Here is a 19,240-nt window from a genome sequence, read left to right on the forward strand (position 1 = left end):
TTGAACGATGAGCTATCTCAAGATCGACCACGTCGACAAAAGCTTCCAGCGCGGCGCCGCCACAACGGAGGTGCTCAAGGACATCAGCCTCGTCATCGACAAGGGCGAGTTCGTCTCGATCATCGGCCATTCCGGCTGCGGCAAGTCGACCCTGCTCAACATCGTCGCGGGGCTGACCCCGGCGACGAGCGGCGGCATCCTGCTCGAGGGCAAGGAGGTCAACGCGCCCGGCCCGGACCGCGCCGTGGTCTTTCAGAACCATTCGCTGCTGCCCTGGCTCACCGTCTACGACAATGTCGCGCTCGCCGTGAACAAGGTCTTCGGCAGCTCCAAGAGCAGGGCCGAGCGGCATGGCTGGATCATGCACAATCTCGACCTCGTCCAGATGGCCCATGCCAAGGACAAGCGGCCGGCCGAGATCTCCGGCGGCATGAAGCAGCGCGTCGGCATCGCGCGGGGGCTCGCCATGGAGCCGAAGATCCTGCTGCTCGACGAGCCCTTCGGCGCGCTCGACGCGCTGACGCGGGCGCATCTGCAGGATTCGGTGATGCAGATCCATGCCGCGCTCGGCAACACCATGATCATGATCACCCACGACGTCGACGAGGCCGTGCTGCTCTCCGACCGGATCGTGATGATGTCGAACGGCCCCTCCGCCCGCATCGGCGAAGTGCTCGACGTGCGGCTTGCCCGCCCGCGCAAGCGGCTGGAGCTGGTCTCTGACCGCACCTACATCGGCGCGCGCGAGGCGGTGCTGAAATTCCTCTACGAACGCCACCGCTTCGTCGAGGCGGCGTGACGACGCCGGCCATGAGCGACGATTTCACCCCCGATCAGAAGCGCTATCTCGAAGGCTTCACCAGCGGCATGCAATCGGCCCGGGCCGCGCGCGGGCTCGCGCCGCTCGGCGGAGCAGGTGGCGGAACGCCTCCCGCCGGGCCCGACCGAGAACATCTGGAAGCGCAGGAGCGCGCGGTCGCCGCCGGCGGCAAGCTCGTTCCGCAGGAGAAGTGGAAACAGGCCGAGCACCCTTTCGACGCCTATGCCCGCTTCAAGGCACAGGCCGCCACCGGCGCATTTCCCAAGCCCGAGGATGATTTCCGCTGGCGCTATCACGGCCTGTTCTATGTGGCGCCGGCGCAGAACAGCTATATGTGCCGCCTGCGCATTCCCAACGGCATCCTGAACGCCTGGCAATTCGAGGGCGTGGCGGATCTCGCCGAGCGCTGCGGCGGGGGATATAGCCATGTCACCACGCGGGCCAATCTCCAGATCCGCGAGATTTCGGGCGAGAATGCGCCGTCGCTGCTGGAAGGGCTCGCCGATCTCGGCCTGACCGCCAAGGGCTCGGGCGCCGACAACATCCGCAACGTCACGGGCTCGGCGACGGCCGGCATCGACCCGCTCGAACTCCTCGACACGCGCCCGCATGCCCGCGCCTGGCATCACCACATCCTCAACGACCGCTCGCTCTACGGCCTGCCGCGCAAGTTCAACGTCGCCTTCGACGGCGCCGGCTCGATCGCGACGCTGGAGGACACCAACGATATCGGCTTCCAGGCCATCGACGTGCTGGAAGGCGCCTCCTGCGACGGGCAACCGGTCGAGCCGGGCATCTGGTACCGCCTCGCGCTCGGCGGCATCACCGGCCACAAGGATCTCGCCCGCGACACCGGCGTGATTGTCGCGCCTTCCGACGCGATTGCCGTGGCGGATGCCATCGTGCGCGTCTTCATCGCCCATGGCGACCGGACGGACCGCAACAAGGCCCGGCTCAAATATGTGCTCGATGCCTGGGGCTTCGAGACCTTCCTCACCGCCGTCGAGGAGAAGCTCGGGCGCCGGCTGCTCCGGCTCGACGGCGCCTTCGTCGCGCCGCGCCCCGTCTATGACCGTCTCGCCCATATCGGCGTGCATGCGCAGGCTCAGGCCGGCCTGAACTGGATCGGCGTCGCCTTGCCGGTGGGCAAGCTCACCGTGCCGCAGATGCGCGTCATCGCGGCGATCGCGCGCCAATGCGGCGACGGCGATATCCGCCTCACCGTCTGGCAGAACCTCCTGATCTCCGGCGTGCCCGACGCGAAGATCGAGGACGCGCTCGCGAATTTGCAAGCCGCCGGCCTCTCGGCCGAGACCTCCATCCTGCGCGCCGGGCTGATTGCCTGCACGGGCGCGACCGGCTGCAAATTCGCCGGCGCGCACACCAAGGAGGACGCGCTCGCCATCGCCGCCCATTGCGAGCCGCGCATCGCGCTCGACCAGGCGGTCAACATCCACCTGACCGGCTGCCACAACTCCTGCGCCCAGCACTATATCGGCGATATCGGCCTGATCGGGCAGAAGGTGCCGGTCGGGGACGAGGGCGACACCGTCCCCGGCTACAATGTCCTCGTCGGCGGCGGCTATGGCGTGGAAGGCGGCATCGGCCGCGAATTGCTGACGCATGTGAAGGCCGAGGAGGCCCCTGCCATCGTCGAAGCGATCCTGCGGAGCTGGCAGTCGCATCGGGCGGCGCCCGACGAAAGCTTCGTCGCCTTCGCGCGGCGCCACGAGATCGCGGCCCTGAGGGCACTGGTCACCGAGGCGGGAGAAGCGGCATGACCGTGCAGACGCCGACTCCGCTCGCGCAGATCGTCCCCGAGAGCGCGCCCTTTAGCGAGGAGCAGCGCTCCTGGCTCAACGGCTTCTTCGCCGGGCTGCTCTCGCTCGACAATGCCGGCGTCACCGCCCTGTCGCCGGCACAGAACGCCGCGATGATGGAGCAGGCCGAGGATGACGGAGCGCCCTGGCACGACCCGTCCATGCCGATGACGGAGCGCCTGCAGCTCGCCGAGGGCAAGCCCCTGCCCCGCCGGCTGTATGCTGCGATGGCCCAGCAGGATTGCGGGCAATGCGGCTATGTCTGCGAGACCTATTCCGCCGCCATCGCTTCGGGCGCGGAAGGGCGGCTCAATCTCTGCGCGCCGGGCGGCAAGGAGACGCTGCGGCAGGTCAAGGCGCTGATGGAGGAGCCCGGCGCCTCGGCCCCGGCCGCCCCCATCGAGGCCGCACCGGCAGCGGAATTGGGACCGAAAGGTCGCTGCCGCGAGAATCCGGCGCTCGCGACCTTTCTCTCGCGCCGCAAGCTCAATGGCGCGGGCTCCGAGAAGGAAACCTGGCATGTCGAGTTCGACCTCTCCGAAAGCGGGCTCGACTATGTCGTCGGCGACGCTTTCGGCATCGTCGCGCGGAACGATCCCCGCCTCGTCGATGCGGTGATCGCGCTTCTGGGCGCGCGGCCGGACGCAGAGATCGGCGGCAAGCCCCTGCGCGACAGGCTCATGGAAGATTGCGCGCTCGGACCGGCGCCTGATGCGCTGTTCCAGCTCATCTCCTATGTCACCGGCGGGGAAGCCCGCGCCAAGGCGAGGCGCCTTGCCGCCGGGGAGGATCCCGACGGCGATATCGACCGGCTCGACGTGCTCGGCACGCTGCACAAATTCTCGCAGGCGCGGCTTTCAGCGGAGGCCTTCGTCGAGGCGCTCGATCCGCTGCAGCCGCGGCTCTATTCGATCTCCTCCTCGCACAACGCCACGCCGGGCCGCATCACGCTGACCGTCGATACCGTGCGCTACAAGATCGGCACGCGCCCGCGCTGGGGCGTGGCCTCGACCTTCCTCGCCGAACGCGTCGAGCCCGGCGACAAGGTGCCGGTCTATGTCCAGCGCGCCCATGGCTTCGGGCTGCCCGCCGATCCGGCGACGCCAATCATCATGTGCGGTCCGGGCACGGGCGTTGCACCCTTCCGCGCCTTCCTGCACGACCGGCAGGCGACCAAGGCACCGGGCCGCAACTGGCTGTTCTTCGGCCATCAGCGGCGTGCCTGCGACTTCTTCTACGAGGACGAATTGCAGGCGATGAAGGAGGCCGGCATCCTCACCAACCTGACGCTCGCCTGGTCGCGCGATGCGGGCGAGAAGGTCTATGTCCAGGACCGCATGCGCGAGCGCGGCGGCGAAGTCTGGGCCTGGCTCGAACAGGGCGCGCATTTCTACGTCTGCGGCGACGCCAAGCGCATGGCCAAGGATGTCGAGCGCGCTCTGGTCGATGTCGTCGCGGAGCATGGCGGGCGCTCCAGCGAGGAGGCGATCGCCTATGTCGCGTCCTTGCGGAAGGCGGGGCGCTATCAGGCCGACGTCTATTAGGGCATGCCGATTTTGCGCGGAACCACGCCGTCATCCCGGGCCTGACCCGGGATCCATGCCTGACCCTTTTCGATCAAGGCTCCGGCATGGATCCCGTGCTTCCGCGACAACGCAGCAAGCTCTACGGATGTCCCGCGATCAGGCCTTCAGATGGAAGGTCACCAGCACGGTAATCTCGGCGCCCTCCGGCAAGGTCGCGGCGACGCGCAGGAAGTTGCCGAAATGGGCAAGCCGCTGGAAGGTCACCGCGTCCTTCGCCGCCGGCAGATCGAACTCCGAGCCCTCGGGACACCAGTGAATCCCGTCAGCGGAAATCTCGACCCGGGCCTTCGGGAGGGCTCCCTTCGGCTCCTTCAGCGCCCGGACGAAGACGATCGCTTCCTTCGCCCAGCCGGCCTCATAAGGCTCGGTGGCGCTGGCGCCGGTCCAGCTTTCGTTGCGGGCAACGACGGCGGTCAGGTTCTCGGGCAGCATCAGAAATCCCCCGACAGGCAGACGGAGTCGAGATAGGCGAAGGCGCGCTTGTCGGTGTCCGTCTCGGCGAAGAAGGCGAGGTTCAGCATGCACCACAGGTTCTTCATCGCCGGGATGCGGATGCAGTCGAACCCGTCCATGGCGAAGACGCGGTCGTTGACCTGAAAGCGCGTCGCCTGCATCGCGGCGAGGTCGAAGTCGAAGCACAGATAGTGCCAGTTCACCTTGGTCGGAATCTCGTTGTAGCAGAGCCTTTGCTCGCCGCCGGGCAGGTCCTCCCAGTCCTCGGGAGCGAGATGGTAATGCGTGATCGTCTTGCCGGCGGTGCCGATCGGCTTGATCGGCGTCGTCTTTCGTTTGAACTGCCATTTCTGCAGGTGCTGGCCGTCCTGCGCGTTGAGGAAGCGCAGATGCGGCATGACGCGATCTCCCGGCCCTGAGGCGTCGCCGATCTGGAGATCGTAGAGAAAGCCGAAGGAGCGGATATCGGTCTCCGACAGGGCGAGCTCCGTCGCCTCCGGCTTGAAGGTAAAATAGGCCTCCAGCCGGATCGGCCCGGCCTTGCGGAAGGTCAGCCGCTTGATCGCGACATTCTGCGCGCCCTTTTTCGGGCGGGTGGCGATCTTCAAGGCATAGGAGCCGTCGACGCCGCCATGCGAGCCGAAATCCCAGTTCGGCAAGGTCGAGAGCATGGCGTGGCTGTGCTGGGCATAGCCCGGCAGCATCGCGTCCAGCGTGTCCTCGTAATTGCCGACGAGCTGCGTCCAGCCGCACATGCCGCGGTCGAAATCATCGAGGCAGATGATGCGCGGCAGCGGGTCGAAGCGGCTTAAGCTTGGGTCGCTCTCGCGCAGGGCGCGTCTGAAGTCGTCGAGCCGGGAATCTGACGGGGTCATGGCGATCAGCCTTTCACCGCGCCGGCGGTGAGGCCGGCGACGAGGTGTTTCTGCATGAGGATGACGAAGGCGAGCACCGGCACGAGCTGCACGGTGGACGCAGCGAAGAGCACGCCCCATTCGACGCCCTCGACGGCGCCGATCATCTCGGAGATCACCAGCGGCGCCGTCTTGGCCTTGGTCGTCGTGAAGATGAAGGCGAAGAGGAACTCGTTCCAGGCGTAGACGATGACGAAGACCGAGACCGCCAGCATGCCCTGCGCCGCCATCGGCAGGATGACCCGCATGATGATCTGGAACTGCGAGGCGCCGTCCATCATCGCGGCCTCGTCCAGCTCGCGCGGGATCTGGTCGATGAAGGTGCGCATCACCACCGTGCCCAGCGAGACGAAGAAGGTGGCGTAGAGCACGATCAGCACGACATGCGTGTCGTTGAGCCCGAGCCAGTTCACCACCGGGAAGAGCGGCAGCGTGATCACGATCGGGGGAATGAGGCGGATGAAGATCAGGAAGAACGCCGAGGCCTGCAATCCGCGCGAGGCGAAGCGCGAATAGGCGAAGCCGGCGAGCAGCGAGACGCCGACCGCGAGCACGGTCGCACCCACGGTGACGAGAAAGCTGTTCCACAGGCCGAAGAAGAAGTCGCCCCAGCGGCTCCACAGCGCCTGGTAGTTCGCCAGCGTCGGCGCGAAGGAAAAGGCGCCCGTTGGCGAGAAGATGTCGCGGTCGGCCTTGAAGGACGACATCGCGATCAGGCCGATCGGCACGAGCGACCAGGCGACGACCGCCAGCACGCCCAAAAATTTCAGGAAATGGCGAAGCAGCTTAGGCACGCGCGAACATCTCCCGGTAGAGCCGGCGCAGATAGAACAGCGCGAGCAGGAGCGAGGCGAGCACGAGCAACCAGCCGGTGGCCGCGGCCGGGCCGAAGGCGTTGTAGCGGAAGGCCTCGAGATAGAGATAGACCGCCATCACCTCGGTCGAGCGTGCGGGTCCGCCGCCGGTCATCAGCCAGACCTCGGAAAACAGGCGGAAGGCGAAGATGTAGCGGAACAGCGCCGCGATCAGCAGCGCCGGCATCAAGAGCGGCAGCGTCACGCGGCGAAAGCTGGTCCAGGCCGAGGCGCCGTCAATGGACGCCGCCTCGTAGAGGTCGCTGGGGATCGAAAGCCGTGCGGCATAGAGGATGATGAAGCTGAACGGCAGATGCAGCCAGATCGAAAGCAGGCTGACCATGGCGAGGCCGTGGCTCGGGTTCACCGCCCATTCGATCGGCGGCAGCCCGATCGTGGCGAGCAACCGGCTCATCATCCCGACATCGGGCTCGAACAAATAGCGCCACATCACCACCGCCGAGACTTCGCTGACGGCATAGGGCGCGAGCACGATGGCGAGCAGGAGCGCGCGAAACGGCACGCCCGAGGCGAAGAACAGCGCCATGCCGAGCCCGATCAGCAACTCCACATGCACGACGATCGCGACGACGATGACGGTATTGAGCAGCGCCTTCCAGAAATACGGATCGGCCAGCACCTTGGCGTAGTTGGCGAGGCCGACGAATGTCGCCTGCTGGCCGAAGGAGGACTGGTTGAGGCTCAGCCAGAAGACATAGATCGCCGGCAGGAAGATGATGCCGCCGATCATGAGCTGGACCGGCGTGACCAGCGCGATGGCGGAAAGGGGCGTGCGGCTGGTCATCAAGCGATCCTGAAGCGCTTCAGCGCCTCGCGGTCGATCTCGATGCCGAGGCCCGGCGCCTGCGGAATGGCGAGCTTGCCGTCGACCAGTTGCGAGCCCTCGCCGACGAGCGGGCGCGTGAAGGCATCGCGCAGTGGGTTCTCGTAGACCATGCATTCGAAGGTGCGGAAGGTTTCCGCCGCCGCCGCCAATTGCAGGCTCGCGGCAACGCAGATCGCGCCTGACCAGCCGACATGCGGCGCATAGGCCGTATTGAAGGTCGCCGCGAGCTCGGCGATGCGCCAGGTCTCGGTGATGCCGCCCGAGCGCGTCACGTCCGGCTGGATCAGCCCGAGCGAGCGGTCCTGCAACGAGATCAGCGCCTCAGACGCGACATAGTCACTCTCGCCGGCCGCCAGGCGGATCGGCAGGTGCTGCGCTAGACGGCGATAGCCCTCGCGGTCATGCGGAGCGATCGGCTCCTCGAAGAAGCCGTAGCCGAGATCGGCGAGCGCGCGGCCGACGATCAGCGCATCATCGACATCATAGGCCCAGTTGGCGTCGACATAGAGGGCGATGTCGTCGCCGGCGAGCCTACGGATCAGTTTCGCGCGGGCGATGGCGTCCCTGAGCGGATGGCCGAGCTTGACCTTGATCTCGCGGAAACCGGCTTTCAGCACGGCCACTACCTCGGCCTCGACCGTCGCATCATCGAGCCAGTTGATCGAGGAGGCGTAGGCCGCGACCTCCTTGCGCCCCATGCCGCCGAGCAATCGGTGAATCGGCTCGCCCGCCTGCTTTCCGGCGATGTCCCAGAGCGCGATGTCGATCGCGGCGATCGCCTCGACGATCTGGCCGCCGGGCCGGCCTGACAAGGCAGCGCGCATCGCCTTCCAGAGCGCGCGCCGGTCGGCGGCGTCGCGCCCGATCAGGCGCGGAACCAGCGCCTCCTCGATGAAGCGCGCATAGCCCGCGGCGCCGCGCCGGCAGAGCCCCTCCCCGAAGCCGACCGTGCCGTCCTCGGTCTCGACCTCGACGACGACGATCTCGATCGCCGGGTAGTCACCCTGCGATGTCCGCTGGACCTTGGGCAGGGTCGCCCGCAGCGGATGCACGGCGATCTTCGATATCCGGCTGGCCGGCATGGGCTCGCGCCCTCCCTGAAGGACATCATCTTATCTGATAGGTTGAACAGTTGCCAAGGAACGCGGCATCTGTCAATGATCGCCGCCGGAGGAATTTGATGAGCGACACCGCCCGTTCCGTGCTGGATGAGGACGACCTTTTCGCCGGAGGCGATGTCGTGCCGATGCGTCTCGGCGATGCCGTGATCCAGCGCATCACGCAGGCGATTCATGACGGGCGGCTCAAGCCGGGCGATTTCCTGCCCTCGGAAGCGCGCATCGCCGCCTCCTTCGGCGTCAGCAAGCCGATCGCCCGCGAGGCCATCCGCCAGCTCGCGGCGATGGGCGTCGTCCATATCCAGCAGGGCAAGCCGACGCGGGTGCAGGCGCTCGATGCCGCCCCGCTCGACCGCTTCTACCGCTTCGCCGTGCGCGGCCGCGCCAATGGCCTGACCGAGGCGGTGGAGCTGCGCCGCATCCTGGAGCCGCCGATCGCGGCGCACAGCGCCGAGCGCCGCACCGCCGAGGATATCGAGAAGCTCGACCTCATCCTCGCCCGGATGGAAGATGCGCTTGGCAACGTGCCGCGCTGGATCGAGGCCGATCTCGATTTCCATGAGGCCGTCGCCGCCTCCTCGGGCAACCGCCTGCTGGATTTCCAGATCCGGGGCCTGCGGCCGGTGATCCGCGAGGTGATGGAGATCTTCAATTCGCGCGAGGCGCGTGGCCCCGCCGACTGGCAGCGCACCTTCGATCGGCATGTCCGCGTCGTCGACGCGATCCGGGCCGGCGATCCGGCCGCGGCCTTTGCCGCCATGAACAAGCATTTCGAAGCGGCCGAAGCCGCCATCGCGGAACTCGCGAACCACAGGGAGGATCACCATGAGCCAGAGGGCGACGCTCGACCGTAGGCAGTTCGGGGCCGGCATCCTGGGTTTGAGCTTCGCCGGGCTCGGCGGCGCGGCTCGGGCGCAGAGCAATCCGTTCAACGTCTTCACCCATCGCGTCATGCAGACGGTCGCGACCGGCGCGCAGGGCGGCGACATCACCAAGGACTGGGCGCAGAAGAACGGCGTCACCGTCCAGTGGACGACCTTCGACACCGGCCCGCTGCAGGAGCGGCTGTTTCGCGAGGCGAGCCTGGGCGAGAGCTCGGTCGATGTCGGCTTCGTGGTCAATACCCAGGTCGTGCCGCGCGCCGCGACTTTGTTCGAGCCGCTCGACGACTACCTCAGGAAGGACCCGGTCGAGGACCCCGCCGACATCTTTCCCGGCCTGATGCAAGGCATGAAGGTCAGCGGCAAGCAGCTCGCCATCCCCTTCCGCCACGCCTCCTCCGGCCTGCACTACAATGAGGAGATCCTGGCCGAGAAAGGCTTCTCCAAGCCCCCGGCGACGATCGAGGAGATGATCGAGATCGCCAAGGCCTGCAGCTATCGCCGCAGCGACGGCACCCAAGTCGTGGGCTTGTGCACGCCGGGCGTGACCTATCCCAACGTGATCGACCTCGCCCGCGCCTGGGATGGCGACTTCATCACGCCCGATTTCAAATGCGTCGCCGACCAGCCGCCGATGCTGAATGCGATCCGCACCTTGCGCGAGCTTTTCCAGATCAACGCCTTCCCGCGCAGCTTCGCGACGCTCTCGCCCGAGGATGTCAATGTCTGGATGCAGCAGGGCCGCGCCGCGATGAGCCTGCAGAGCATGGGCCGCAACCGCATCTACAACGACCCGCAGAAATCCAAATTCCCCGGCAAGATCAAGACGATCGCCGTACCGGCCTCGAAGACGCTCGCCGGCAAATACGATGCCGCCCCGGCCAAGGTCGAGTTCTGGGGGATGGTCATTCCGAAGAACGCCAAGCGCAAGGACCTCGCCTGGAGCTTCATCAAGGCGATGACCTCGAAGGAGGCGACATTGAAGGCCGCGCTCAACGGCAACGGCCCGGTGCGCGCCTCGACCTATGCCGACCAGAGCTTCGCCGGGACCGTGCCCTATGCCGCCGAGGAATTGAAGGTCTTGAAGGTCGCACGCGTGCCCCTGCCGGCCTTCGACGAGGCGGCCCGCGCCGGCGACTTCTTCAAGGAGGAGGCGGAAGCCGCCGTGCTCGGCATGAAGACGCCCGAGGAGGCGATGGCCTCGCTGGTCAAGCGCGTGCAGCCGCTGCTGCCGGCCTGATCGATCGACAAAAGCGGCGCGACGACAGCGTCGAAACAACATCCCGGAGGACCATCGATGACGCTCCGCATTTCACGCCGCCGGTTCGGCGCCCTCGCCGGTGCGACCGCTACGGCGGCGCTTCTTCCCAAAGGCGCCCTCGCCCAGACCAGGACGCTGACCGCGCTCGGCCACCGCGTCCACCAGACGGCGGCGACCACCGGCCCCGGCGGCGATGCCACCGAGGGCTTTCGCAAGGCGAATGGCGCCGAGGTCAATTGGGTGACCTTTGGCGATGTCAATGCCGTGCATGAGCGGCTGCTGCGCGAGGCTTCGCTGTCGGAGACCTCGATCGATGTCGCCTATCTCGTCAATGGCCGCGCGGTTCCGCGCAATCTCCAGCTCTTCGAGCCGCTTGACGCGCTGATGAAGCAGGCGCCGATCGAAGCCTTCGACGATGTCGCGCCCGGCCTGATCGCGCCGCTCAAGGTCGGCGATGCCTTGCACGGCATCCCGGTGCGTCATGCAACCAATGCCCTGATCTACAACGAGGCGCTGCTGGAAGAGCGTGGCGTCACCAAATTGCCGACGAGCTTCGAGGAGCTGACGGAGCTCGCCCGCAAGCTCACCTTCAAGCGCGAGGACGGCACGCAGGTCTACGGCCTCGCCTTCACGGCCGTCTTCGCCTCGAACTTCCTGACGCTCGCCCGCTGCCTCGGCGGCGACTACATGACGACCGACGGCAAGATCGTCGCGGCCGAGCCGCCGATGGTGAAGACGCTCACGCTCCTCGCCGATTTCTACAAGGCCGGCGTGCTGCCGCGGAACTTCGCGACAGTGAACAACGAGGAGATCACCACCTGGATGCAGCAGGGCCGGGCCGCGATGACGATCAACCCCTTCGCCCGGCTCGTCACCTATAACGACCCGTCCAAGGGCAAATATGGCGGGCGCTTCAAGTCGTTGCTGCCGCCGATGGCGGCCGATCTCGCCGGCAAGGTCGCCTTCGCGCCGACGGTCGAGTTCTGGTCGCTGATGATCCCGAAGAACGCCAAGCAGAAGCCATTGAGCTGGGAGTTCATCCGTGCGCTCTCCTCCAAGGCCGGTACGACGGCGATGGCGCTCAACGGCAACGGCCCCGTCCGCATCTCGGCCTATGCCGACGAGAAACTGAAGGCGGCGATGCCCTATGCCGCCGACGAGGCCGCCGCGCTCAAGGCTTCGCGCATCCATCTGCCGGCCTTCGACGAGCAGGCGCGCGCGCACGACATCTTCGTCGAGGAGACGCAGGCTGCCGTGCTCGGCCGCAAGCCCGCACAGCAGGCGATGGACGACGCGACCGCGCGCGTGAAGCCGCTGCTCGGCTGATGGCGGGGCCGCTTTCGGGGCGCGTCGCGCTGGTCACCGGCGCGGCGCGGGGGATCGGGCTGGCCATCGCGACCGCTCTCGCGGGCGCGGGCGCCTTCCTCGTCATCCATGACCGCGACGAGGAGGCCGAGGCGGTCGCGCGCCGGCTCGGTGGCGAGGACGGTCGGGCAACGCCACTGATCGCGGATCTGGCACGGCCCGGCGCCGTCGACGGCATGGCCGCCGCGCTCGCGCGGCTAGCGCTGGCACCCGACATCCTCGTCCTCTGCGCCTCGGCCGAGATTCGCCAGACGCTCGACACCTTGAGCGACGAGGCGCTCGCCGTGCAGAGCGAGGTCAATCTGCATGCGACGGCGCGGCTCCTGAAAGCCTTCCTGCCCGGTATGCAGGCCCGCGGCTTCGGCCGCGTCATCGCGATCGGCTCCGTGCAGGAGGCGCGTGCCAATGCCGACTGCCTCTACTACGCCGCCACCAAGGCCGCGCAGACCAGCATGATCCTCACCCTGGCCCGCACCACGCAGGCACAGGACATCACCTTCAACCTCATCCAGCCCGGCGCCGTACGCACCGACCGCAACCGCGCGATCCTCGCGCAGCCGGGCCGGGAAGAGCTGGCTCTCGCGCGTATCCCGCTGGGCCGGATCGGCAGCCCCGAGGACTGCGCGGGCATCGCGCTGCTGCTCTGCTCACCGGAGGGCGCCTATATCAACGGCGCCGAGATCCCGGTGGATGGCGGCATGCGACTCTGACGGTTGACGTCGCGCCTGCCGCAGGCGGAGAATTCGCGGGTGGCCGGCGATCGCCTTGCCTGAGTGCGAAGGATCGGGGAACCCGCCGCGAGAAAAGCCCTGCTTCCCTAAGCATTGCCGTTCGGAACCGCCTGCCCGGCAGCAGGGAGCAGGCCTCGCCATGGCTACGGGATTTGCTGCAACGGCCCTACAAAATTTGATGGCGCTTCCAAACTTTGCAGGTACCCCACGCTGTCCCAAACTTAAAAACTTATATATGACAATGATGTAAGGTTTGGCACACCGCTTGCGCTATGCGCACGGTTCCGGAGCGCATACGCATGCAGTGGCAGGCCATCATTGATTTCGACGGCACGATCTCGCGCCGTGATACGACCGACAGTGTCCTTCAGCGCTTCGCCGCGCCGGGCTGGGAAGAGATCGAGGCAGAGTGGACCGCGGGCCATATCGGCTCGCGGGAGTGCATGGCACGGCAGGTCGCCCTGCTGCGCGTCTCGCCCGACGTGTTCGACACCTTCGTCGAAAGCCTCGAGATCGACTGGGCCTTCGCCGCTTTCGTCCATCTCTGCCAGCATCACGGCATCCCCGTCACCGTCGTTTCCGACGGGCTGGACCGGACGATCCGCCGGATCATGCGCAAGGCCGGTCTCGGCGACCTGACGATCATCGCCAACCATCTGGAATCGATCGGCGGCGATCGCTGGCGGCTGGATTCGCCGCATGCCGACCCGTCCGGCGGCTGCGCGAGCGGCACCTGCAAATGCCGGGTCGCGAGCAATCTCAGCCGGCCACTGACCCTGCTCGTCGGGGATGGGCGCTCGGATTTCTGCGTGGCGGCCCAGGCCGACATGGTCTTCGCCAAGAACAGCCTGGTTTCGCATTGCCGCGAGAACGGCATCGCCCACAGGCCCTTTACCGTCTTCTCTGAGGCCATCAGCCTGCTGGAGGGCGTCCTCGCCGGCACCGTCGTGCCCGAGGAACATACAGAACTCAAGGACAAGATCGATGGATGACGGATTCCCCCGGCTCGCCACCGCCGATGCGGTGCAAGCGGCATCGCGCGCCAGCCTCGCGGCGGAAGAAGCGCGCCTGCTCGCGCTCGAGGCGGAGTATTGCTCGCATGGCGACACCGTCCACTACACGCAGTTCCCCAAGATCTTCTCGGGCTGCGAGGGTTCCTTCATGCTCGATGCGGCGGGCAACCGCTTCCTCGACCTGCAGATGTGGTATTCGGCGGTCAATTTCGGCTACGCCAATCCGCGCCTCAACAACGCGCTGAAGCGCCAGATCGACACGCTGCCGCAGGTCGCGAGCCAGTATCTCCACCGCGAGAAGATCGAGCTCGCAGCGATGATCGCCAAGGACGCGGAAGCCAAGTTCGGCGCCAAGGGCCGGGTTCACTTCAATGTCGGCGGCGCGCAGGCGGTCGAGGATTCGCTCAAGCTCGTGCGCAACGCCTCCAACGGCAAGAGCCTGATGTTCGCCTTCGAGGGCGGCTATCACGGCCGCACGCTCGGCGCCTCCGCCATCACCTCGTCCTACCGCTATCGCCGCCGCTTCGGCCATTTCGGCGAGCGCGCCCACTTCATCCCCTTCCCCTATCATTTCCGGGGCCCGAAGGGCATGAGCAAGGAGGAGTATGGCGAGCACTGCGTGCAGCAGTTCGCGCGACTCTTCGAGAGCGAGTACAATGGCGTATGGGACCCCAAGGTCGGCCAGGCCGAATACGCCGCCTTCTATGTCGAGCCGCTGCAGGGCACGGGCGGTTACGTCATCCCGCCGCCGAACTTCTTCACCGGTCTGAAGAAGGTGCTCGACGACCATGGCATCCTGATGGTCGTCGACGAGATCCAGATGGGCTTCTACCGGACCGGCAAGCTCTGGTCGATCGAGCATTTCGGCGTGACGCCGGACGTGATCGTCTTCGGCAAGGCCGTGACCAACGGGCTGAACCCGCTTTCGGGCGTCTGGGCCAAGGAAGCGCTGATCAACCCGACCATCTTCCCGCCCGGCTCGACCCACTCCACCTTCAACGCCAACCCGCTCGGCACCGCCGTCGCGCTCGAGGCGATGAAGATGATGGAGGAGGAAGACTACGAGACCATGGTCATGGCCAAGGGCGCGTATTTCCTCGACGGCCTCAAGGATCTTCAGAAGCGCCACAAGATCGTCGGCGAGGTCGACGGCCTCGGCATGGCGCTGCGCATCGAGATCTGCGAGCCGCACGACAGCTACACGCCCTCCAAGCGCCTGGTCGACCTGATGTGCGACGAGGGCATGAAGGCCGATCTCGAGATCGCTGGGAAGCGCTACGGCCTCGTCCTCGATATCGGCGGCTACTACAAGAACGTGATCACCCTCGCGCCCGCACTGACCATGAGCTACGCCGAGATCGATCTGGCGATTGCGCTGCTAGACCAGCTCTTCACCCGCGTCGCAACGGCCTGAACGCCGCAGAGGCCACCTTGCGATTGCGCGTGATCGATCTCGACGCAGGCGTGGCGGCTCAGGAGCCGCTGCGCCGGCGCATCGATGCGGGGGCCGCAACCCGCATCGATGCTGCCGACCTTGCCTGCCGCCTGCGGATCGTGGCGAGCCGGGACGCGCTGCAAAGCCTCGCTTCCCGGCTCGCACCCGATGCCGGCAGCGGGCGGGAGATCACGGTGACCTTTTACGGGTCCGGGGACTTTCACCACTTGACCGCCAGCCTCGTCTCTGGCGTCGAGGAGGACGTGACCATCGTCCATTTCGATAACCATCCCGACTGGGTGCGTTTCCCCGCCACGGTCAATTGCGGCGCCTGGGTCAACCGGGCGCTGGAGCTGCCGCATGTGCGCAAGGTCGTGACAATCGGCCCCTGCAGCGACGACCTCGTTCGGCCCGAGCTGCAATTCGCCAATCTCGCTGCCGTCCGCGATGGGCGGATCGCGCTCTATCCCTGGCGCCACCAGCCGTCGCGCGTCTGGGGACGTTACGGGCGGACGGCGTGCTACCGGCAGGAAGGCGGCCATCTCCACTGGCGCAATCTCGCCGAGGAGAATTGGTCGGACTTCCTCGACGAGCTCGTCGAGGCGATCCCGACCCGCGCCATCTGGCTGACCATCGACAAGGATGTGCTCGGCCCCGAAGACGCCTTCACCAACTGGGACCAGGGTGAGATGCCGCTGACGCATCTGCTGCGCGCAGTCCAGCGCCTGGCCTCCGCGCGCGCGATCCGCGGCATCGATGTCTGCGGCGACTGGTCGAAGCCGCGCTTCACCGATCCGTTCCGCGCGACGCTCGCCTATTTCGATCACCCCAAAGGCCTGAAGCCGGAGCCCGGAACGCTCGACCGCAATGCGCGCGTCAATGCGGCCCTGATCGACTGCTTCGAGACGGTGCTGTCATGACGCCCTGGATCATCTTCTGGTTCGTGCTCTCGGTGGCCTGCGACGTCGCGGGCCAGCTCTGCTTCAAGATCGGCGCCGACAGGCTGCCGCAAGGCGCCGATTTCCGGACCACCGCCGTGGCGGCGCTTCGCTGCGGCTGGGTCACCGCCGGCCTTGCCACCTATGTCGCCGAGTTCTTCATCTGGCTGCGCATCCTGGCGGAGGTGCCGCTTTCGATCGCCTTCCCGATCGCCAGCGCCAACTTCCTCGCCATCGCGCTCGCCAGCGCCGTGCTTCTCGGCGAGCGTGTCGGCCGCCGGCAATGGCTCGGCGCCTTCCTCATCACCTGCGGCGTCATCGTCGTCGCCCAAACCGCCTGAGACCGCGCCCGTGACCATTCAGGACCATAGCCTGCGCTACGCCGGCAACCGCACCGGGTTCCTGCTCATCCACGGGCTGGGCGGAACCCCCGTCGAGCTCAGGCTGGTGGCGCGGGCGATCCATCGCTCGGGCTACACCGTGAATTGCCCGCAGCTCGCCGGCCATTGCGGCACGGAGGCCGACCTGCTCGCCACGAGCTGGCGCGACTGGGTGGCGAGCGTGCTCGCCGAACTCGACCGCATGAAAGAATCCTGCGACCGCATCATCGTCGGCGGGCTCTCGATGGGCGCGGTGATGGCGATGCATATCGCGGCCGAGCGCCCCGCGGACGTCGCCGGCCTCGCGCTCTATGCGCCGACGCTCTGGTATGACGGCTGGTCGATCCCGCGCTATGCCTTCCTGCTCAAATGGCTGATCAACACGCCAATGGGTCGGCGCTACAGCTTCGCTGAACGCGAGCCCTACGGCATCAAGGATCCGCGAACCCGCCAGGTGATCATGGGCGCGATGAGCAGCGGCGACAGCACGCAGGCGGGGCTGCTGACGACCCCTTCCCGCGCCTTGCAGCAGATGTGGCAGCTCATCGCGCTGACGCGCCGCCAGATGCCCTCGATCCGCTGCCCGGCCCTGCTCGTCCATCCCCGCGAGGACGACATCGCGAGCCTCTCCAACGCCTTCCATATCCAGCGCCGCCTTGGCGGCCTCGTCGATGCGGTCGTCCTCGACGACAGCTACCATCTCGTCACCATCGACCAGCAGCGCGACATCGTCGTGGAGCGCTCGGTCGCACTCGCGGCCCGGCTCGAAGCCGCCCACGAGGCCGAAAACAAGACGGTGCTCCTGCGCGCCGTCGCGGCCCCATGACCGGCCTGACCGGCCAGATCGCAGGCAGCATCGCAGAGGTCGAGAGCGCGGCCTGGGACGCCTGCCTGCCGCATGAGGCCGAGTGCCATGCCTATTATGCCGCCTGCGAGACGGCCGCGGCGGTCTCGGCCGTCGGCATCCGCAGCCTTGCCGTCACCGTCTCGGATGCGCAGGGTGTCGTCGCGGTCGCGCCGTTCTTCCGCCTCGACTACCGTCTGGACACGCCGCTCCAGGGGCCGCTGCGTGCGCTCGGCGAGGCCGTTTTCCGCCGACTGCCCGGGCTGATGACGCTGCGGGTGCTCTGCGTCGGCTCGCCCTATGCCGAACGCTGCCATGTCGGCTTCGCCCCTCGCCTCGACGATGCAGCCCGCCAGCAGGCCTGCCGCGTCATGGTCGAGACGCTCGCCGCCAGCGCCGCGACCGAGCGCGCGCATATCGTGGCCTGGAAGGATCTCGCCCCCGCTGAGGACGCCCTGCTCGGCCCGTTTCTCGGCGTGCAGGGCTTCGCGGAGCTCGGCAGCCTGCCGATAGCGGTGCTCGACCTGCCCTTCGCCGACGAGGCCGGCTACCTCGCCTCGCTCTCGGGGTCGACGCGCAAGGACATCCGCCGCAAGCTCGCCAAGGCGGATCAGGTCCGCATCGAGTTCCGCGGCGACATCGCCGGCCTCGAAGCCGAGATCGACGCGCTCTACGAATCGACCCGGCAACAGAGCGGCCTCGACTATGGCGACCTCGAAGTGCTGCCGCCCGGCTATTTCAGCGGCCTGTCGCAGGCGCTCGGCGCGCGGGTCGTCTTCGCGCTCTACTGGATCGGCGCGGAACTCGCCGCCTTCAACCTGCTGCTGGTCGAGGCCGACCGCGTGATCGACAAGTTCCTGGGCATGCGCTACCCGCTCGGCCGCGAGCACAATCTCTACGCCGTGAGCTGGATGGCGAATGTGCGCTTCTGCCTGGAGCGGCGCATCAAGCTGCTGCAGAGCGGGCAGACGGCCTATGCCGCGAAGCTGCGCTTCGGCAGCCGGCTGGTGCCGTCCACCATCCGCTTCCGGCATCGCGCCGCGCCGCTGCAATGGGCCATGCGCAAGCTCAGCCCGCATCTTTCCTTCGCGCGCTTCGACCCCGATCTCGCGGCCATGGCCAGAAGGAGCGCCGCATGAGCGCCGTCGCCCCGACCCTACAGCCGTCCCGCTGGCGCCAGATCGCGATCTGGACGGCCTTCATCGTGCTCGATACCGGCACGCAGCTCGCCTTCAAATGGGGCGCGGACGGACTCGGCGACATGGATTTCGGCCTCGCCATGATCGCGAAGGCGATCTCCCTGCCGGGTGTCTGGCTCGCCTGCATAGGCTATATCGGCACCTTCGTCGTCTGGATGGCGATCCTGCGCGACATGCCGCTGAGCCGGGCCTTCCCGATGACCGGCCTCGCTTATGTCACGGTTCCGCTGTTCGCTTGGCTCGCGTTCGGCGAGCGCATCGACCTCACCCGCAGCATCGGCATCGCGCTGATCCTGGCCGGCGTGGTCGCCCTCGGAGAGAAGAATGACGATGCCGATTCCTAAGCTGTCACATGCCCTGCTGATTGCCGCGGCACTGATGTCGCTGCCAGCCCGGGCCGACAGCACCGGCGAGGTCATCGGACGTTGGCGCGACTCGGATGGCGTGTCGGAGATCGCGATCAGCCGCTGCGGCCCGGCCCTATGCGGCAAGATCGTCTGGCTGAAGCAGCCTCACGTCGACCGCTTTAATCCCGATCCGAAGCTGCGCGAGCGCCCACTGCTCGGGCTGCAGGTCCTCAGCGACTTCAAGCCGGACGCGTCCGGCGTCCTGACCGGGACCGGCTACAATCCGGAAGACGGCAAGAGCTATCGCACGACCCTTTCGCCGAAAGGGCCGGATACCCTGGAGATCCGCGGCTGCGTGCTCGGCGGCCTCGTCTGCGACGACGATCTCTGGACGCGGCAGCGATGAAGCGGCGGTTCCGCCACACGCAGCGGGA

The 19,240-nt window shown here is 67.0% G+C and carries 20 protein-coding genes; 15 read left to right on the forward strand and 5 right to left on the reverse strand.

Going from position 1 to position 19,240, the window contains the following annotated elements; genetic code table 11:
- Nucleotides 1-7: 7 nt before the first annotated feature.
- From IED13_RS01870 to IED13_RS01880, 3 genes are read left to right on the forward strand one after another with little or no spacing between them, the layout of a single operon-like run.
- The gene (locus IED13_RS01870; RefSeq protein WP_038361557.1) at nucleotides 8-799 is read left to right on the forward strand and encodes an ABC transporter ATP-binding protein; all 792 of its coding nucleotides are present in this window, start codon (nucleotides 8-10) and stop codon (nucleotides 797-799) included.
- An 11-nt stretch (nucleotides 800-810) separates the two neighbouring features.
- On the forward strand, nucleotides 811-2,601 hold the full coding sequence (locus IED13_RS01875) for a NirA family protein (RefSeq protein WP_038362506.1): 1,791 nt from the start codon (nucleotides 811-813) through the stop codon (nucleotides 2,599-2,601).
- On the forward strand, nucleotides 2,598-4,184 hold the full coding sequence (locus IED13_RS01880; protein ID WP_191123187.1) for a sulfite reductase subunit alpha: 1,587 nt from the start codon (nucleotides 2,598-2,600) through the stop codon (nucleotides 4,182-4,184). The genes IED13_RS01875 and IED13_RS01880 overlap by 4 nt, the downstream gene beginning before the upstream one ends.
- A 138-nt stretch (nucleotides 4,185-4,322) precedes the next feature.
- Here the strand turns inward: IED13_RS01880 and IED13_RS01885 are convergent, their stop codons facing one another.
- Genes IED13_RS01885 through IED13_RS01905 form a run of 5 tightly spaced genes read right to left on the reverse strand, consistent with a single transcriptional unit; the run spans nucleotide 4,323 to nucleotide 8,376 of the window.
- Nucleotides 4,323-4,658 carry a hypothetical protein gene (locus IED13_RS01885; protein ID WP_191123188.1) on the reverse strand — a complete coding sequence of 112 codons (336 nt, stop codon included), beginning with the start codon at nucleotides 4,656-4,658 and terminating at the stop codon, nucleotides 4,323-4,325.
- Nucleotides 4,658-5,554, reverse strand: coding sequence for a DUF6772 family protein (locus IED13_RS01890; protein WP_191123189.1), 897 nt, complete (start codon nucleotides 5,552-5,554; stop codon nucleotides 4,658-4,660). Before IED13_RS01890 ends, IED13_RS01885 begins: the two co-directional genes overlap by 1 nt.
- 5 nt (nucleotides 5,555-5,559) lie before the next feature.
- Nucleotides 5,560-6,387: a carbohydrate ABC transporter permease gene (locus IED13_RS01895; protein WP_260368235.1), complete on the reverse strand. Its 828-nt coding sequence runs from the start codon at nucleotides 6,385-6,387 to the stop codon at nucleotides 5,560-5,562.
- Nucleotides 6,380-7,252 (reverse strand): carbohydrate ABC transporter permease, encoded by an 873-nt coding sequence (locus IED13_RS01900; protein ID WP_112763465.1) that lies wholly within the window; start codon nucleotides 7,250-7,252, stop codon nucleotides 6,380-6,382. Before IED13_RS01900 ends, IED13_RS01895 begins: the two co-directional genes overlap by 8 nt.
- The gene (locus IED13_RS01905; RefSeq protein ID WP_191123190.1) at nucleotides 7,252-8,376 is read right to left on the reverse strand and encodes a mandelate racemase/muconate lactonizing enzyme family protein; all 1,125 of its coding nucleotides are present in this window, start codon (nucleotides 8,374-8,376) and stop codon (nucleotides 7,252-7,254) included. The genes IED13_RS01900 and IED13_RS01905 overlap by 1 nt, the downstream gene beginning before the upstream one ends.
- Nucleotides 8,377-8,474: 98 nt before the next feature.
- Between IED13_RS01905 and IED13_RS01910 the strand changes: the two genes are divergently transcribed.
- The 12 genes from IED13_RS01910 (at nucleotide 8,475) to IED13_RS01965 (ending at nucleotide 19,212) form a co-directional block, all read left to right on the forward strand.
- Nucleotides 8,475-9,266: a FadR/GntR family transcriptional regulator gene (locus IED13_RS01910; protein ID WP_191123191.1), complete on the forward strand. Its 792-nt coding sequence runs from the start codon at nucleotides 8,475-8,477 to the stop codon at nucleotides 9,264-9,266.
- A complete protein-coding gene (locus IED13_RS01915; protein WP_113252167.1) occupies nucleotides 9,238-10,533 on the forward strand; it encodes an ABC transporter substrate-binding protein in 1,296 nt (431 codons plus the stop codon). The genes IED13_RS01910 and IED13_RS01915 overlap by 29 nt, the downstream gene beginning before the upstream one ends.
- A gap of 57 nt (nucleotides 10,534-10,590) precedes the next feature.
- Nucleotides 10,591-11,880 carry an ABC transporter substrate-binding protein gene (locus IED13_RS01920; RefSeq protein WP_191123192.1) on the forward strand — a complete coding sequence of 430 codons (1,290 nt, stop codon included), beginning with the start codon at nucleotides 10,591-10,593 and terminating at the stop codon, nucleotides 11,878-11,880.
- Complete coding sequence (locus IED13_RS01925; protein ID WP_191123193.1) at nucleotides 11,880-12,629, forward strand: SDR family NAD(P)-dependent oxidoreductase; 750 nt, start codon at nucleotides 11,880-11,882, stop codon at nucleotides 12,627-12,629. The genes IED13_RS01920 and IED13_RS01925 overlap by 1 nt, the downstream gene beginning before the upstream one ends.
- Before the next feature lie 320 nt (nucleotides 12,630-12,949).
- The gene (locus tag IED13_RS01930) at nucleotides 12,950-13,642 is read left to right on the forward strand and encodes an MtnX-like HAD-IB family phosphatase (RefSeq protein ID WP_197062721.1); all 693 of its coding nucleotides are present in this window, start codon (nucleotides 12,950-12,952) and stop codon (nucleotides 13,640-13,642) included.
- Nucleotides 13,635-15,077: an aspartate aminotransferase family protein gene (locus IED13_RS01935; RefSeq protein WP_113252164.1), complete on the forward strand. Its 1,443-nt coding sequence runs from the start codon at nucleotides 13,635-13,637 to the stop codon at nucleotides 15,075-15,077. Before IED13_RS01930 ends, IED13_RS01935 begins: the two co-directional genes overlap by 8 nt.
- A gap of 17 nt (nucleotides 15,078-15,094) precedes the next feature.
- Complete coding sequence (locus tag IED13_RS01940) at nucleotides 15,095-16,018, forward strand: arginase family protein (RefSeq protein ID WP_210323457.1); 924 nt, start codon at nucleotides 15,095-15,097, stop codon at nucleotides 16,016-16,018.
- Nucleotides 16,015-16,377, forward strand: coding sequence for an EamA family transporter (locus tag IED13_RS01945; RefSeq protein WP_038361524.1), 363 nt, complete (start codon nucleotides 16,015-16,017; stop codon nucleotides 16,375-16,377). Before IED13_RS01940 ends, IED13_RS01945 begins: the two co-directional genes overlap by 4 nt.
- 10 nt (nucleotides 16,378-16,387) lie before the next feature.
- Nucleotides 16,388-17,242 carry an alpha/beta hydrolase gene (locus IED13_RS01950; protein WP_197062719.1) on the forward strand — a complete coding sequence of 285 codons (855 nt, stop codon included), beginning with the start codon at nucleotides 16,388-16,390 and terminating at the stop codon, nucleotides 17,240-17,242.
- A complete protein-coding gene (locus tag IED13_RS01955) occupies nucleotides 17,239-18,399 on the forward strand; it encodes a GNAT family N-acetyltransferase (protein ID WP_191123194.1) in 1,161 nt (386 codons plus the stop codon). Before IED13_RS01950 ends, IED13_RS01955 begins: the two co-directional genes overlap by 4 nt.
- The gene (locus tag IED13_RS01960; RefSeq protein ID WP_051987741.1) at nucleotides 18,396-18,803 is read left to right on the forward strand and encodes an EamA family transporter; all 408 of its coding nucleotides are present in this window, start codon (nucleotides 18,396-18,398) and stop codon (nucleotides 18,801-18,803) included. Before IED13_RS01955 ends, IED13_RS01960 begins: the two co-directional genes overlap by 4 nt.
- Complete coding sequence (locus tag IED13_RS01965; RefSeq protein WP_112763456.1) at nucleotides 18,784-19,212, forward strand: DUF2147 domain-containing protein; 429 nt, start codon at nucleotides 18,784-18,786, stop codon at nucleotides 19,210-19,212. The genes IED13_RS01960 and IED13_RS01965 overlap by 20 nt, the downstream gene beginning before the upstream one ends.
- Nucleotides 19,213-19,240 lie beyond the last annotated feature (28 nt).

The sequence above is a fragment of the Allobosea spartocytisi genome (assembly GCF_014764685.1).
Classification (GTDB): Bacteria; Pseudomonadota; Alphaproteobacteria; order Rhizobiales; family Beijerinckiaceae; genus Allobosea; species Allobosea spartocytisi.

Coding starts and splice junctions, on each gene's coding strand:
- IED13_RS01890 (WP_191123189.1), bottom strand. CDS start 5,554: ATGACCCCGTCAGATTCCCGGCTCGACGACTTCAGACGCGCCCTGCGC.
- IED13_RS01905 (WP_191123190.1), bottom strand. CDS start 8,376: ATGCCGGCCAGCCGGATATCGAAGATCGCCGTGCATCCGCTGCGGGCG.
- IED13_RS01945 (WP_038361524.1), top strand. CDS start 16,015: ATGACGCCCTGGATCATCTTCTGGTTCGTGCTCTCGGTGGCCTGCGAC.
- IED13_RS01900 (WP_112763465.1), bottom strand. CDS start 7,252: ATGACCAGCCGCACGCCCCTTTCCGCCATCGCGCTGGTCACGCCGGTC.
- IED13_RS01885 (WP_191123188.1), bottom strand. CDS start 4,658: ATGCTGCCCGAGAACCTGACCGCCGTCGTTGCCCGCAACGAAAGCTGG.
- IED13_RS01910 (WP_191123191.1), top strand. CDS start 8,475: ATGAGCGACACCGCCCGTTCCGTGCTGGATGAGGACGACCTTTTCGCC.
- IED13_RS01880 (WP_191123187.1), top strand. CDS start 2,598: ATGACCGTGCAGACGCCGACTCCGCTCGCGCAGATCGTCCCCGAGAGC.
- IED13_RS01925 (WP_191123193.1), top strand. CDS start 11,880: ATGGCGGGGCCGCTTTCGGGGCGCGTCGCGCTGGTCACCGGCGCGGCG.
- IED13_RS01875 (WP_038362506.1), top strand. CDS start 811: ATGAGCGACGATTTCACCCCCGATCAGAAGCGCTATCTCGAAGGCTTC.
- IED13_RS01955 (WP_191123194.1), top strand. CDS start 17,239: ATGACCGGCCTGACCGGCCAGATCGCAGGCAGCATCGCAGAGGTCGAG.
- IED13_RS01920 (WP_191123192.1), top strand. CDS start 10,591: ATGACGCTCCGCATTTCACGCCGCCGGTTCGGCGCCCTCGCCGGTGCG.
- IED13_RS01960 (WP_051987741.1), top strand. CDS start 18,396: ATGAGCGCCGTCGCCCCGACCCTACAGCCGTCCCGCTGGCGCCAGATC.
- IED13_RS01965 (WP_112763456.1), top strand. CDS start 18,784: ATGACGATGCCGATTCCTAAGCTGTCACATGCCCTGCTGATTGCCGCG.
- IED13_RS01935 (WP_113252164.1), top strand. CDS start 13,635: ATGGATGACGGATTCCCCCGGCTCGCCACCGCCGATGCGGTGCAAGCG.
- IED13_RS01930 (WP_197062721.1), top strand. CDS start 12,950: ATGCAGTGGCAGGCCATCATTGATTTCGACGGCACGATCTCGCGCCGT.
- IED13_RS01915 (WP_113252167.1), top strand. CDS start 9,238: ATGAGCCAGAGGGCGACGCTCGACCGTAGGCAGTTCGGGGCCGGCATC.
- IED13_RS01870 (WP_038361557.1), top strand. CDS start 8: ATGAGCTATCTCAAGATCGACCACGTCGACAAAAGCTTCCAGCGCGGC.